At 56.4% G+C, this 12,840-nt stretch carries 12 protein-coding genes and 1 pseudogene; 5 read left to right on the top strand and 8 right to left on the bottom strand.

Going from position 1 to position 12,840, the window contains the following annotated elements; all coding sequences use genetic code 11:
* Positions 1–229 precede the first annotated feature (229 nt).
* The 3 genes from SK47_RS20625 to SK47_RS20615 form a co-directional block, all read right to left on the bottom strand.
* Positions 230–517, bottom strand: a complete 288-nt coding sequence (locus tag SK47_RS20625) for a hypothetical protein (RefSeq protein WP_003861213.1) — start codon at positions 515–517, stop codon at positions 230–232.
* A gap of 171 nt (positions 518–688) precedes the next feature.
* Positions 689–2,041, bottom strand: a complete 1,353-nt coding sequence (gene gorA, locus SK47_RS20620; protein ID WP_003861215.1) for a glutathione-disulfide reductase — start codon at positions 2,039–2,041, stop codon at positions 689–691.
* Positions 2,042–2,111: 70 nt separating this feature from the next.
* Positions 2,112–2,954 (bottom strand): 23S rRNA (adenine(2030)-N(6))-methyltransferase RlmJ, encoded by an 843-nt coding sequence (locus SK47_RS20615; RefSeq protein ID WP_006808562.1) that lies wholly within the window; start codon positions 2,952–2,954, stop codon positions 2,112–2,114.
* Positions 2,955–3,160: 206 nt separating this feature from the next.
* Between SK47_RS20615 and prlC the strand changes: the two genes are divergently transcribed.
* Together prlC and rsmJ are read left to right on the top strand one after the other, a co-directional pair.
* Positions 3,161–5,203: an oligopeptidase A gene (gene prlC, locus SK47_RS20610; protein ID WP_045332580.1), complete on the top strand. Its 2,043-nt coding sequence runs from the start codon at positions 3,161–3,163 to the stop codon at positions 5,201–5,203.
* A gap of 7 nt (positions 5,204–5,210) precedes the next feature.
* Entirely contained in the window at positions 5,211–5,963 is a 753-nt protein-coding gene (gene rsmJ / locus SK47_RS20605; protein ID WP_048245012.1) for a 16S rRNA (guanine(1516)-N(2))-methyltransferase RsmJ, read from the top strand.
* Between the two features lie 95 nt (positions 5,964–6,058).
* Here rsmJ and uspA read toward each other — a convergent pair whose 3' ends face one another.
* The gene (uspA, locus tag SK47_RS20600; protein WP_003861223.1) at positions 6,059–6,496 is read right to left on the bottom strand and encodes a universal stress protein UspA; all 438 of its coding nucleotides are present in this window, start codon (positions 6,494–6,496) and stop codon (positions 6,059–6,061) included.
* A gap of 283 nt (positions 6,497–6,779) precedes the next feature.
* On the opposite strand from uspA, the gene uspB reads away from it, so the two are divergent.
* A complete protein-coding gene (gene uspB, locus SK47_RS20595) occupies positions 6,780–7,115 on the top strand; it encodes a universal stress protein UspB (protein WP_003861224.1) in 336 nt (111 codons plus the stop codon).
* Positions 7,116–7,169: 54 nt separating this feature from the next.
* Here the strand turns inward: uspB and pitA are convergent, their stop codons facing one another.
* Complete coding sequence (pitA, locus tag SK47_RS20590; protein WP_003861225.1) at positions 7,170–8,669, bottom strand: inorganic phosphate transporter PitA; 1,500 nt, start codon at positions 8,667–8,669, stop codon at positions 7,170–7,172.
* Positions 8,670–8,897: 228 nt separating this feature from the next.
* Here pitA and SK47_RS20585 point away from each other — a divergent pair, with 228 nt between their 5' ends.
* Together SK47_RS20585 and SK47_RS20580 are read left to right on the top strand one after the other, a co-directional pair.
* The gene (locus SK47_RS20585; protein WP_003861226.1) at positions 8,898–10,097 is read left to right on the top strand and encodes a BaiN/RdsA family NAD(P)/FAD-dependent oxidoreductase; all 1,200 of its coding nucleotides are present in this window, start codon (positions 8,898–8,900) and stop codon (positions 10,095–10,097) included.
* 86 nt (positions 10,098–10,183) lie between these two features.
* Positions 10,184–11,209, top strand: a complete 1,026-nt coding sequence (locus SK47_RS20580) for a TerC/Alx family metal homeostasis membrane protein (RefSeq protein WP_015571505.1) — start codon at positions 10,184–10,186, stop codon at positions 11,207–11,209.
* Between the two features lie 67 nt (positions 11,210–11,276).
* Here SK47_RS20580 and SK47_RS24505 read toward each other — a convergent pair whose 3' ends face one another.
* The 3 genes and pseudogenes from SK47_RS24505 to SK47_RS20570 form a co-directional block, all read right to left on the bottom strand.
* Positions 11,277–11,324 carry a hypothetical protein gene (locus SK47_RS24505; RefSeq protein ID WP_223831791.1) on the bottom strand — a complete coding sequence of 16 codons (48 nt, stop codon included), beginning with the start codon at positions 11,322–11,324 and terminating at the stop codon, positions 11,277–11,279.
* Positions 11,324–11,923 (bottom strand): annotated as a pseudogene (locus SK47_RS20575) (HAD family hydrolase); the annotation flags it as partial. The pseudogene SK47_RS20575 and the gene SK47_RS24505, both read right to left, overlap by 1 nt.
* A 115-nt stretch (positions 11,924–12,038) precedes the next feature.
* On the bottom strand, positions 12,039–12,833 hold the full coding sequence (locus tag SK47_RS20570) for an SDR family NAD(P)-dependent oxidoreductase (RefSeq protein WP_022651983.1): 795 nt from the start codon (positions 12,831–12,833) through the stop codon (positions 12,039–12,041).
* Positions 12,834–12,840: the final 7 nt, after the last annotated feature.

Raw genomic sequence — 12,840 nt, 5'->3', positions numbered from 1 at the left:
CTCCGGTTTTTGTCGTAACAAATACGGGTTTTTCCCGGCTATCTTTTAAGCGTAGACATTCGCTTCGGTTAATGCGGTGCGAAGTGTGCGGTAGATCACGCTTTCAAAATGGATTTAAACACGCTGAAAATCAGATATCCCTTTGATTATGAAATCATTAAATCAGAATCTTTGGAAACAGAGCAGGAATAAAATTCAGAGCATTCGGTATTCTGCATTTACGCAGGGATTAATGTGCCTGACGCGCATTGCCTTGAAGGCTGTTGGCGGTTTGATTGGCTTTCTGACTGGCGCCTTCGCTTTTATCCATCGCCTTGCTGGCCGCTTTTTCTGCATGGGCGGCGCTGTACGCAGCCAGATGGGAAATCACGATAGCGTAAATGCTCATTAACGACACCCACAGAATGCTGTTTTTCCACCACAGCAGGGTAGGAATAGTCAGTATCGCCCATACCAGCGCGAGAACAAGGTGCATTTTGGCCATCAGTTTTGCGGTGATCTTTACGTGCATTTTCATATCTCTAATCTTTTTCCGTAGTAACAGGCGAACGCGTAGCGCTTTCTAAGATTAGTTAATTCCACCGCGGGTAGCGGGTTATTTTGTTACCGTTTGTACACCCGTTGGGTTTACCTGCCCAGGGCATAAAAAAACCGGCCAGTTGGCCGGTTTTGTTGCGGATCAGACCGATCAGCGCATGGTCACAAATTCTTCCGCCGCAGTCGGGTGGATTGCCACGGTGTTATCGAAGTCTTTCTTCGTTGCGCCCATCTTCAGCGCCACCGCGAAGCCTTGCAGAATCTCGTCCATGCCGAAGCCAATGCCGTGGATGCCGACGATCTTCTCTTCCGGGCCCACGCAGACCAGCTTCATGCGGCACGGCTGACGGTGCGAGGTGACCGCGGTATACATCGCGGTAAACGCCGATTTATACACTTTCACCTGATCATCGCCGTACTGCTCACGCGCCTGCGGCTCGGTTAAGCCGACGGTACCGATTGGCGGGTGGCTGAAGACCACGGTCGGAATGTTGCTGTAATCCAGATGTTCGTCCGGCTTGTTGTTAAACAGACGCTCGGAAAGACGACGCCCCGCCGCCACGGCAACCGGCGTCAGCTCTACGGCACCGGTGTTATCACCGACGGCATAAATGCCCGGTACGCTGGTGTTCTGGAATTTATCAACGACAATGTAGCCTTTTTCATTGGTTTTCACCCCGGTTGCGGCCAGGTTGAAGTTGTCGGTGGCCGGTTCACGGCCAATCGCCCAGATCAGGCAGTCAACGGTCTGGCTGCGGCCATCTTCCAGCTCCAGCGTCAGGCTACCGTCCGCATTTTTCACCACCGCTTTTGGCACGGCGTTGGTGTGCAGGGTTGGGCCTTCGGCGTTCATCACCTCGACCAGCGTGTCGACGATCAGCGGGTCAAAGCTGCGCAGCGGCGCGTGTTTACGCACGAACAGGTGCGCTTCCGCCCCCAGGCCGTTAATCACGCCGGCCAGTTCAACCGCGATGTAACCTGCGCCCACAATGGCAACGCGTTCTGGCAGAGCAGGCAGCTCGAAGAACCCGTCGGAGTCAATACCGTATTCCGCGCCCGGAATGTGCGGGTGGCTCGGACGGCCGCCGGTGGCGATCAGGATGTGATCGGCGGTGATCGTCTCGCCGTTCACTTCGATGGTCTTCGCATCCACGAAACGGGCAAAGCCGCGGATCACGTCGACGTTATTCTTGCCCAGCACGTTATCGTATGAGGTGTGAATACGGTCGATGTAGGCGGTACGGCTGGCGATCAGTTTATCCCAGTCGAAGTGGTTGATGGTGGTGTCAAAGCCGTAGTCCGGGCCATACATATGGATAGCTTCACGGATTTGCGCGGCATGCCACATCACTTTCTTCGGTACACAACCCACGTTCACGCAGGTGCCGCCGAGTTCTTTGGCTTCAATCAGCGCACACTTCTGGCCGTACATGGCTGCACGGTTGATGGAGGCGATGCCGCCGCTGCCGCCGCCGATTGCGATGTAGTCATAATGCTTAGTCATAGCGTTGTCCTTAATCGTGAATTGCCGCGATTGTATACCTGAAATCAATAGTTTCCACCGATGGCTGCGATTACTCCGGCACGATCCAGCTCACGGTGGCGTGACCCGTACCGGCTGGCACCAGCGTTTTGTGCAGCCACGGCAGCACGTTGTTCATCTGTGCTTCGAGCTTCCACGGCGGGTTAATGACGATCATGCCAGACGCGGTCATGCCGCGCTGGTCGCTGTCAGGGCGCACCGCCAGCTCAATTTGCAGGATTTTGCGAATGCCCGTCGCTTCGAGGTCTTTGATCATGCGTTTAATTTGCGCGCGCAGCACTACCGGATACCACAGAGCATAGGTGCCGGTCGCAAAGCGTTTGTAACCTTCGTTAATGCCGGTCACCACCGCCTGATAGTCGGTTTTGATTTCGTACGGTGGGTCGATCAGCACCAGGCCGCGACGGGAAACCGGCGGCAGTTTGGCTTTCAGCTGCTGGTAACCATCGGCTTTGTCTACGCGGGCGCGGTTATCTTTCTGAAACTCAGAACGCAGCAGCGGGAAGTCGCTCGGGTGCAGCTCGGTTAACTGGAGGCTGTCCTGCTCGCGCAGCAGCTGGCGGGCAATCAGCGGGGAGCCAGGGTAGTAACGCAACTGGCCGTTGCGGTTAAAGTGATTCACCACGCCAATGTACGGCTCCAGCTCGGCAGGCAGATCGTCCTGCTGCCAGATACGCGCAATCCCTTCCAGATATTCACCGGTACGCTCGGCATGCTCGCCGCTCAGCTGATAACGGCCCGCGCCCGCGTGGGTGTCCAGATAAAGGAACGGTTTATCCTTTTCTTTAAGCGATTCGATGATCAGGCTCTGAACGGTGTGTTTGAGGACGTCGGCGTGGTTGCCTGCGTGGAAGCTGTGGCGATAACTGAGCATGGGTAATGATATTCCGCTGAATTGACGATTTGCCACAGTTTACAGCAGAACGGCACAGATTACCCGCAGGCCCGGTAAGCGCAGCGCCACCGGGCTCTTTTCCGCCACGTCTGGCATTGAAATCCTCTACACTTAACCCCATTACTGAACAATATGCACAGCGCCGGATGCGCGCTTCATTCACCTATTTCAACAGGACAGCGTTTATGACCAATCCATTACTGACGCCTTTTTCGTTGCCACCGTTTTCTAAAATCCTCCCCGAGCATGTGGTTCCAGCGGTTACGCAATCGCTGGACAACTGCCGCGCGGCGGTAGAAAACGTGGTCGCGCAGGGCGGGCCGTACACCTGGGAAAATCTGTGTCAGCCGCTGGCCGAAGTGGACGACGTGCTGGGGCGCATCTTCTCCCCGGTGAGCCACCTGAACTCGGTAAAAAACAGCCCGGAGCTGCGCGAAGCCTACGAGCAAACCCTGCCGCTGCTCTCTGAGTACAGCACCTGGGTCGGCCAGCATGAGGGGCTCTACAAAGCCTACCGCGACCTGCGCGACGGCGACCACTATGCCGAACTGAACACGGCGCAGAAAAAATCGGTCGATAACGCCCTGCGTGATTTCGAACTGTCCGGGATTGGCCTGCCAAAAGAAAAACAGGTTCGCTACGGTGAAATCGCTGCGCGCCTGTCCGAGCTGGGCAACCAGTACAGCAATAACGTCCTCGACGCTACCATGGGCTGGACGAAGCTGATTACCGATGAATCTGAACTGGCGGGCATGCCGGAAAGCGCGCTGGCGGCAGCAAAAGCCCAGGCCGAAGCGAAAGAGCAGGAAGGCTTCCTGTTAACGCTGGATATCCCAAGCTATCTGCCGGTGATGACCTACTGCGACAACCAGGCCCTGCGCGAAGAGATGTACCGCGCCTACAGCACCCGCGCCTCCGATCAGGGGCCGAATGCGGGCAAATGGGATAACAGCCCGGTGATGGCGGAGATCCTCGCCCTGCGCCACGAGCTGGCACAGCTGCTGGGCTTCGACAGCTACGCGGATAAATCCCTCGCCACCAAAATGGCCGAGAACCCACAGCAGGTGCTCGACTTCCTGACCGATCTGGCGAAACGCGCCCGTCCGCAGGGTGAAAAAGAGCTGGCTCAGCTGCGCGCCTTTGCGAAAGCGGAGTTCGGCGTAGACGAGCTTCAGCCGTGGGATATCGCGTACTACAGCGAAAAACAGAAACAGCATCTCTACAGCATCAGCGACGAACAACTGCGTCCGTACTTCCCGGAAAACAAAGCCGTTAACGGCCTGTTCGAGGTGGTGAAACGCATCTACGGCATTACCGCGAAAGAGCGTACCGACATCGACGTCTGGCATCCGGACGTGCGCTTCTTTGAGCTGTATGACGAGAAAAATGAACTGCGCGGTAGCTTCTACCTCGATCTCTACGCGCGTGAGAACAAGCGCGGCGGGGCGTGGATGGACGACTGCGTGGGCCAGATGCGTAAAGCGGATGGTTCCCTGCAAAAACCGGTCGCCTACCTGACCTGTAACTTCAACCGTCCGGTGAGCGGCAAACCTGCGCTGTTTACCCACGATGAAGTGATCACCCTGTTCCACGAGTTCGGTCACGGCCTGCACCACATGCTGACCCGCATCGAAACCGCTGGCGTCGCCGGTATCAGCGGTGTGCCATGGGATGCGGTCGAGCTGCCTAGCCAGTTTATGGAAAACTGGTGCTGGGAGCCGGACGCGCTGGCGTTTATCTCCGGTCATTACGAAACGGGTGAACCGCTGCCGAAAGAACTGCTGGATAAAATGCTGGCAGCGAAAAACTACCAGGCGGCGATGTTTATCCTGCGCCAGCTGGAGTTCGGCCTGTTCGACTTCCGCCTGCACGCCGAGTTCAGCCCGGAGCAGGGGGCGAAAATCCTCGAAACCCTGGCTGAGATTAAAAAGCAGGTTGCCGTTATTCCAGGGCCAACCTGGGGACGCTTCCCGCACGCGTTCAGCCATATCTTCGCAGGCGGGTACGCCGCAGGCTACTACAGCTACCTGTGGGCCGACGTGCTGGCGGCGGATGCCTTCTCGCGCTTCGAAGAAGAGGGGATTTTCAACCGCGAAACCGGTCAGTCGTTCCTCGACAACATCCTGACCCGCGGCGGTTCAGAAGAGCCTATGGAGCTGTTCAAACGCTTCCGTGGCCGCGAGCCGCAGCTGGATGCGATGCTGGAGCATTACGGAATCAAAGGCTGATTGCTACGTGAAGATCTGCTTAGTAAATGAAACAGGCGCCGGGGACGGCGCCTTATCTGTTCTGGCGGCCCGCTGGGGGCTGGAACATGATGAAGACAACCTGATGGCGCTGGTGATGACGCCGGAACATCTGGAGCTGCGCAAGCGCGATGAGCCAAAGCTTGGCGGGATTTTTGTCGATTTTGTCGGCGGCGCGATGGCGCACCGGCGTAAGTTCGGCGGCGGTCGCGGCGAAGCGGTGGCCAAGGCGGTTGGCATTAAAGGGAACTATCTTCCGGACGTGGTGGACGCCACGGCGGGGCTGGGGCGCGATGCGTTTGTGCTGGCCTCGGTGGGCTGCCGGGTGCGGATGCTGGAGCGTAATCCGGTTGTCGCCGCGCTGCTTGACAACGGGCTGACGCGAGGCTATGCGGACCCGGAAATCGGCTCGTGGTTACAGGAACGTTTGCAACTTATTCATGCCTCCAGCCTGACGGCGCTCACCGACATCACCCCGCGCCCGCAGGTGGTTTATCTCGACCCCATGTTCCCGCATAAGCAGAAAAGCGCGCTGGTGAAGAAAGAGATGCGGGTGTTTCAGTCGCTGGTGGGGCCAGATTTAGATGCCGATGGCCTGCTGGAACCGGCTCGTCAGCTGGCGACGAAGCGTGTGGTGGTGAAGCGGCCGGACTATGCGCCGCCGCTGGCGGACGTTGCGACCACTAACGCGGTGACCACGAAAGGGCACCGGTTTGATATTTATTCGGGTACGCCGGAATAGAAAAAGCCGGGTGGCGGCTTCGCCTTACCCGGCCTACATCCTCGATCTATTCCCTCTCCCTTTGGGAGAGGGTTAGTGAGGGGAATTTAACGCACTTACTCGTCTTCTTCGTCACGCAGTGGAACAATCAGCATATCCACGTGAACGGTGTTAATCAGCTGGCGCGCGGAAGACATCAGTTTGCTCCAGAAGTCCTGATGGTGACCACATACCACCAGGTCCATATCGTATTTCTTAATCGCATCAACCAGCACCTGGCCCAGATCGCCGCTACCGCTTAAGGTTTCAGTGATCGGATAGCCCGCGTTGGTAGAAAGCTCGCTCAGCGCGTGGTGAGTCTCTTCGGAGATGCGTTTCTGCATATCGCCGAGATTCACGTCGATCAGACCGGTGTAGAGGTCGGAGTAATTCACATCAACGTGAATCAGCGAAACTTTCGCGTTGTAGGGACGTGCCATGGATACTGCTTTATCAACCAGCACTTTACTCTCCGGGGAGAGGTCTACCGCGATAAGAATGTGTTTGTAAGCCATAGTGTTACTCCTTCCTTAAGTTATCGATGACTAAATGGGAAAGCCGTCGTCTGATGCTTTCATTACGGCCCAGTTAAACATATTTTTCAAGCTTTGGTGTTGATAACGATTAACCTTGTGGCAAAAAAATTAACGGATCTCCTACACTATTTAATGAGCCGTTCGGATATTAAAACGCGAACCGGATCGACTTTTGGTCATTCTTTCACTGAACTGTCTGTCAGGGCATTGGGGTGCGGTAGCTCAGGAGCCTTGCTTCGTGGGCGGACGCCGGGGAGGATGTATGATTAGCACCGTCGCATTGTTTTGGGCGTTATGCGTGGTTTGCATAGTGAATATGGCGCGCTACTTCTCATCGTTACGTGCGCTGTTAGTGGTACTTCGTGGTTGCGATCCGTTGCTTTATCAGTATGTGGACGGTGGAGGGTTCTTCACCTCGCACGGACAGCCCAGCAAGCAGATGCGTCTGGTGGGGTATATCTACTACCAACGCTACCGCGATCACCACGATGAAGAGTTTATCCGTCGCTGCGAGCGCCTGCGTCGTCAGTTCATTTTGACCAGCGCCCTCTGTGGTCTGGTTGTGGTGAGTATGATTGCGCTGATGATTTGGCACTGAGCATAAAAAAAGCGGGCCAGTTTCCTGACCCGCTTTTTTGTCGCCTTCAGCCGATTAAATCAGCTTCAGCGAAATCCAGTACAGACCGCCAGACAGCAGGATGGACGCCGGGAGGGTGAACACCCAGGCCATCAGGATGTTGGTCACGGTTTTACGCTGCAAACCGCCGCCGTCAACAATCATTGTACCTGCCACGGACGAAGAGAGTACGTGGGTGGTGGAGACTGGCATACCGGTGTAACTCGCCAGACCGATAGATACCGCTGCCGTCATCTGCGCGGACATACCCTGCGCATAGGTCATGCCTTTCTTACCGATCTTCTCGCCGATGGTGGTCGCCACACGACGCCAGCCAATCATCGTACCGATACCCAGCGCCAGCGCGACCGCCATGATGATCCAGATTGGCGCGTACTCAATGGTATTGAGCATATCGCCTTTCAGTTTCTTCAGCAGACGTTGGTCGTCAGCATTAACCTCTGGCAGCTTCGCGACTTTATCGGTCACGTCGGAGATACAGAGCATGATGCGACGCAGCTGACCACGCTGTTCAACAGCCAGTTTGTCATAGCTTTCGATATCGGCCAGCATGCCTTTCGCACGTTCCAGCGCGTTAATCGCGTTTGCCGGATGGCAATGGAACTCGCCCGGTGCCGTCGTTGCGCCTGACTCCGGAGAAGGAATCAGCTGGTCCACGCCGGTCGCTTTCTTCAGCAAATCAGGATGCTGCTGGAAGTAAGTCTCAACGTTGTTTACCGCATCACGGGTACGGGTGATTTCGTAACCGGAGGCGTTCATGTTAACCACGAAGCCCGCCGGTGCGACGCCAATCAGAACCAGCATCACCAGGCCGATACCTTTCTGACCATCGTTCGCGCCATGAGAGAAGGCGACGCCGATAGCGGAAATGATCAGCGCGATACGCGTCCAGAACGGCGGCTTTTTCTTGCCGTCTTTCTTCTCACGCTCTGCTGGCGTCAGGTGGATACGCGCACGTTTTTTCGTGTTGCTCCAGTAGCGACGCAGGATGAAAATCAAGCCACCCGCCACCACCAGACCGACGATAGGGGAGATGATCAGAGAGCCGAAAATGCCGAGAACTTTCGGGATATTCAGCGCATCAACGACGGAGGTCCCGGTCATCAGGGCATTGGTTAACCCGATACCGATAATCGCGCCGATGAGGGTGTGAGAGCTGGATGCCGGCAGGCCGAAATACCAGGTACCGAGGTTCCAGATAATCGCAGCAAGCAGCATAGAGAACACCATGGCCAGGCCATGACCGGAACTCACGTTAAGCAGCAGATCCGTTGGCAGCATATGCACAATGGCATACGCAACGCTCAGTCCGCCCAGGAGGACACCAAAAAAGTTAAATACCGCCGCCATAACAACCGCAAGCTGCGATCGCATTGCGCGAGTGTAGATAACCGTTGCTACTGCGTTTGCAGTGTCGTGGAAGCCGTTGATCGCTTCGTAAAACAGCACAAAAACCAGAGCAAGCAATAATAAAAGCCCGGTATGTAAATCCAGGCCGGCAAACAAATGTAGCATAGGACGTTACGCCATTTTGAGGACATGAACGCGGCGCATTATCCAGGACAAATGCGCAACGGGCAAAGTGAAATATAGACTTTTTTTGACATACCACCTGATTTGAGAAATGTGCCTTAAAGGATAATCTTTAAATATCAATGAAATGGCTTTGTAATATCTTTTTACGCTGGTGCGACCACTGAGGAAACTTTACAATCCGCGGCAGTTAACGAAGAGGATTTTGACGTGGAAAGGTTTGATGCCGTAGTAATTGGCGCCGGTGCGGCGGGTATGTTTTGTGCGGCGATGGCCGGACAAGCGGGTCGTCGCGTGCTGCTGCTGGATAACGGAAAAAAGCCTGGCCGCAAGATCCTGATGTCTGGCGGCGGGCGCTGCAACTTTACTAATCTTTATGTCGAGCCTGCGGCCTATTTGAGCCAGAACCGCCATTTTTGCAAATCTGCGCTGGCGCGCTATACCCAGTGGGATTTTATCGAACTGGTGGGTAAACACGGTATCGCGTGGCATGAGAAGACGCTGGGACAGCTGTTCTGCGACGACTCCGCGCAGCAAATTGTCGATATGCTGGTGGCCGAGTGCGAGAAAGGCGGCGTAGTAATGCGCCTGCGCACCGAAGTGCTGGACGTCGCCCGCGACGAGCAGGGCTACACGCTGCAACTCAACGGTGAGACCGTCAGCGCCGATAACCTGGTGATCGCCAGCGGCGGCCTCTCGATGCCGGGGCTGGGCGCCTCACCGTTCGGCTATAAAATTGCCGAGCAGTTTGGCCTGAAGGTACTGCCCACCCGCGCCGGGCTGGTACCGTTCACGCTGCATAAGCCGCTGCTGGAGCAGCTTCAGACACTCTCCGGCGTGTCTGTACCGTCGGTCATTACGGCCGAAGACGGCACGGTGTTCCGCGAAAACCTGCTCTTTACCCATCGTGGACTCTCGGGGCCGGCGGTATTGCAGATCTCCAGCTACTGGCAGCCGGGGGAGTTTGTCTCCGTAAACCTGGTGCCGGACTGCGATCTGGACGCCTTCCTCAACGAGCAACGCGCCGCGCACCCGAATCAAAGCCTGAAAAATACCCTGGCGATGCAGTTGCCGAAGCGTCTCGTGGAGTGCTTGCAGGTGTTAGGGCAAATTCCGGATGTTGCGCTCAAGCAGCTCAACAGCCGCGAGCAGGAAACGCTGGTGGAGACGCTGACGAACTGGCGCGTACAGCCAAACGGCACCGAAGGCTACCGCACGGCGGAAGTGACGCTGGGCGGCGTGGATACAAACGAACTCTCATCCCGCACGATGGAAGCCCGCAACGTGCCGGGTCTTTATTTCATTGGTGAAGTGATGGACGTGACCGGCTGGCTCGGCGGGTATAACTTCCAGTGGGCGTGGGCCAGTGCCTGGGCATGCGCGCAAGCGCTGGCTGAAAAGAACGGTTAATATTTATTTTTTAGCGTGATGCCTCCTTAACGGGCCCACGCTTTTTATTGTGTGCATGGTGTTTTGTCTTCTTAAAAGGGTTGTCTATGTCTGCTGCTCATCTCGGTTTCCCGACGGAAACCGTTGTTGTCTTCGTGGTGATGGCCGTTGGGGCGATGTTTATCGACCTCTTCATGCACCGTCACGATAAACCGATCTCGCTGAAAAGCGCGGTTATGTGGTCCATCTTCTGGGTCATGATGGCGATGGCCTTCGCCGGATTCTTATACGTGCACCACGGCGCGGAGATGGCCAGTCTGTTCCTGACCGGCTATGCGCTGGAAGAGGTGCTCTCCGTCGACAACCTGTTTGTGATGATGGCGATCTTCGCCTGGTTCGGCGTGCCGGATAGATATCGTCACCGCGTGCTCTACTGGGGCGTGCTCGGGGCGATTGTGTTCCGCGGTATTTTTGTTGCCATCGGCACCAGCCTGCTGAGCCTGGGGCCGTATGTTGAGGTCATTTTTGCGCTGGTCGTCGGCTGGACGGCGGTGATGATGCTGAAACGCAATGAAGAGAGCGATGAAGTAGAAGATTATTCCAACCATCTGGCGTACCGCCTGGTGAAACGCTTCTACCCGGTGTGGCCAAAAATCAGCAGCCATGCGTTTATCCTGACCCAGAAAGAGGTGGATGCCGAACTGGAGAAGCCTGAAAACAAGGATGTAATGGTAGGCCGCGTGAAGAAGGCGAAGCGCTACGCGACGCCGCTGCTGCTCTGTGTTGCGGTGGTGGAGCTGTCCGACGTGATGTTCGCCTTCGATTCCGTACCCGCAATCATTGCCGTCAGCCGTGAGCCGCTGATTATCTACAGCGCAATGATGTTCGCGATCCTCGGCCTGCGTACCCTCTACTTTGTGCTGGAAGCGCTGAAGCAGTATCTGGTGCATCTGGAGAAAGCGGTGGTGTTACTGCTGTTCTTCGTGGCGTTCAAGCTGGGGCTGAATGCGACCGACCACTTCTGGCATCACGGTTATAACATCGGCGCCACGGCAAGCCTGTTTGTGGTGCTGGGGGTACTGGCGCTGGGGATTATTGCGAGCGTGATGTTCCCGGGAAAACGTGAGGCCTGATGTACCGCTTTTCTCCCTCTCCCTGTGGGAGAGGGCCGGGGTGAGGGCACCGGGCCGCACCTAACCCTTAATTGGTGAATTTCGGCGCTTGCTCGGATGATGAAAATGCCGCCAGTGTGGATCCTGCGCCGCCGCCAGCAACTCGTGGTCGCCACGCGTGTCGCCCCAGGCGCGCAGGTGATACGCGTTCAAATCCCCATACACCTTCTCCAGCCTCGCCACCTTCTGGGCACACCGGCAGTTGTGGCCGGTGATCCGCCCGGTCAGCTTGCCGTCTTTCACTTCCAGCTGCGTGCCAATCAGCTTAATGCCGAGCTTATCGGCCCACGGCTGCAATACCAGCGCCGGGGAAGCAGAGCAAATCGTCACTTCCGCACCGGAATTGACCTCGTTGGCGACGGCCAGCACACCTTCCGGGCGCATCAGCTTGTTCCAGTATTTTTCACAGAAGGCTTCCGCCTGCTGACGTAACCAGTGTTCATCCACCCCCGTCAGGAAGGTTTTGATCAACACCTCTTTCAGCTCATCTCGCGTCAGCTTGCGGCGCACACAGTGCAGCGTAGGCAGGGCCATGCGCACCAGTCGGCCAGCAAAGTAGCGCTTGCCAAAGGCAAAGCGCAGGAACGGGATAAAACTGTCGTGGTGCGTCAACGTACCATCAAAGTCAAAGACAGAGAGCACGCTGGACTTCGCCACGGCTTCGTCGGCAATCATATTGGTCATAAATACGTCTTAGCTGAAATACACATTCTGTTCACTAGTTTACCTGCTTTACCTTCATAGTCCTTATATCAGGCCGCATTTTTTCCTGAACCTGTGGCCTGACGGGTCAAACTATGTCATCCACCACGCCACCGTCAACGCGCAGCGCCGCGCCGGAAGTCGCGGAGGCCTGCATGGAACAGACATACACCACCATATTCGCCACTTCTTCTACCGTTGCGGCGCGCTGAATAACCGAGCTGGGACGATTCTCCATCACGAACGCTTTCGCCAGCTGCTCCAGCGATTTACCGGTTCTTTCGATTTCGTCTTTCATCATCGCGGCAAAACCGTCCGACATTGTCGGGCCCGGCAGTACGCTGTTCACCGTCACGCCGCTGCCTGCCACGAACTTCGCCAGACCGCGCGCCAGCGAGAGCTGGGCGGTTTTTGTCACGCCATAGTGGATCATATCCGCAGGAATATTGCAGGCCGATTCTGACGAGATAAACACTACCCGACCCCAGCCCTTTTGTACCATGCCGGGCAATAGGGCACGGGAGAGGCGCACGCCGGACATCACGTTGGTTTGCCAGTAGCGTTCCCAGGTCTCGTCGTCGGTGGAATAAAAATCCTGCTGGCCATAGATCCCGGCGTTATTCACCAGAATATCGACGTGCGTGGCGACCCTGAGCAGTTCGTCAACGCCCTCCTGCGAGCTCAGGTCGGCGATGGCGGCACGGACCTGTACGCCAGGCACCACCTGCTGTAGCGCCTGAATGCCTTTATTCACCGAGTCGACGCTGCGTCCGTTTACGATCACTTCCGCACCGCTCTCCGCCAGCCCGCGGGCGATGGCAAACCCAATACCGCCGGTGGACGCGGTCACCAGCGCTACTTTCCCCGTTAAATCGATTTTCATCGTTCAC

The organism is Enterobacter sp. BWH52 (assembly GCF_001037565.1).
GTDB lineage: Bacteria > Pseudomonadota > Gammaproteobacteria > Enterobacterales > Enterobacteriaceae > Enterobacter > Enterobacter hormaechei_C.
Note: the sequence above shows the minus strand (reverse complement) of the source record. Positions and strands in the feature narration are given on the sequence as shown.

Excerpts from the sequence above, each read along its gene's own strand:
- prlC (WP_045332580.1), top strand. The coding sequence starts at position 3,161 with ATGACCAATCCATTACTGACGCCTTTTTCGTTGCCACCGTTTTCTAAA.
- SK47_RS20615 (WP_006808562.1), bottom strand. The coding sequence starts at position 2,954 with ATGCTCAGTTATCGCCACAGCTTCCACGCAGGCAACCACGCCGACGTC.
- pitA (WP_003861225.1), bottom strand. The coding sequence starts at position 8,669 with ATGCTACATTTGTTTGCCGGCCTGGATTTACATACCGGGCTTTTATTA.
- SK47_RS20580 (WP_015571505.1), top strand. The coding sequence starts at position 10,184 with ATGTCTGCTGCTCATCTCGGTTTCCCGACGGAAACCGTTGTTGTCTTC.
- uspB (WP_003861224.1), top strand. The coding sequence starts at position 6,780 with ATGATTAGCACCGTCGCATTGTTTTGGGCGTTATGCGTGGTTTGCATA.
- SK47_RS20625 (WP_003861213.1), bottom strand. The coding sequence starts at position 517 with ATGAAAATGCACGTAAAGATCACCGCAAAACTGATGGCCAAAATGCAC.
- gorA (WP_003861215.1), bottom strand. The coding sequence starts at position 2,041 with ATGACTAAGCATTATGACTACATCGCAATCGGCGGCGGCAGCGGCGGC.
- uspA (WP_003861223.1), bottom strand. The coding sequence starts at position 6,496 with ATGGCTTACAAACACATTCTTATCGCGGTAGACCTCTCCCCGGAGAGT.
- SK47_RS20570 (WP_022651983.1), bottom strand. The coding sequence starts at position 12,833 with ATGAAAATCGATTTAACGGGGAAAGTAGCGCTGGTGACCGCGTCCACC.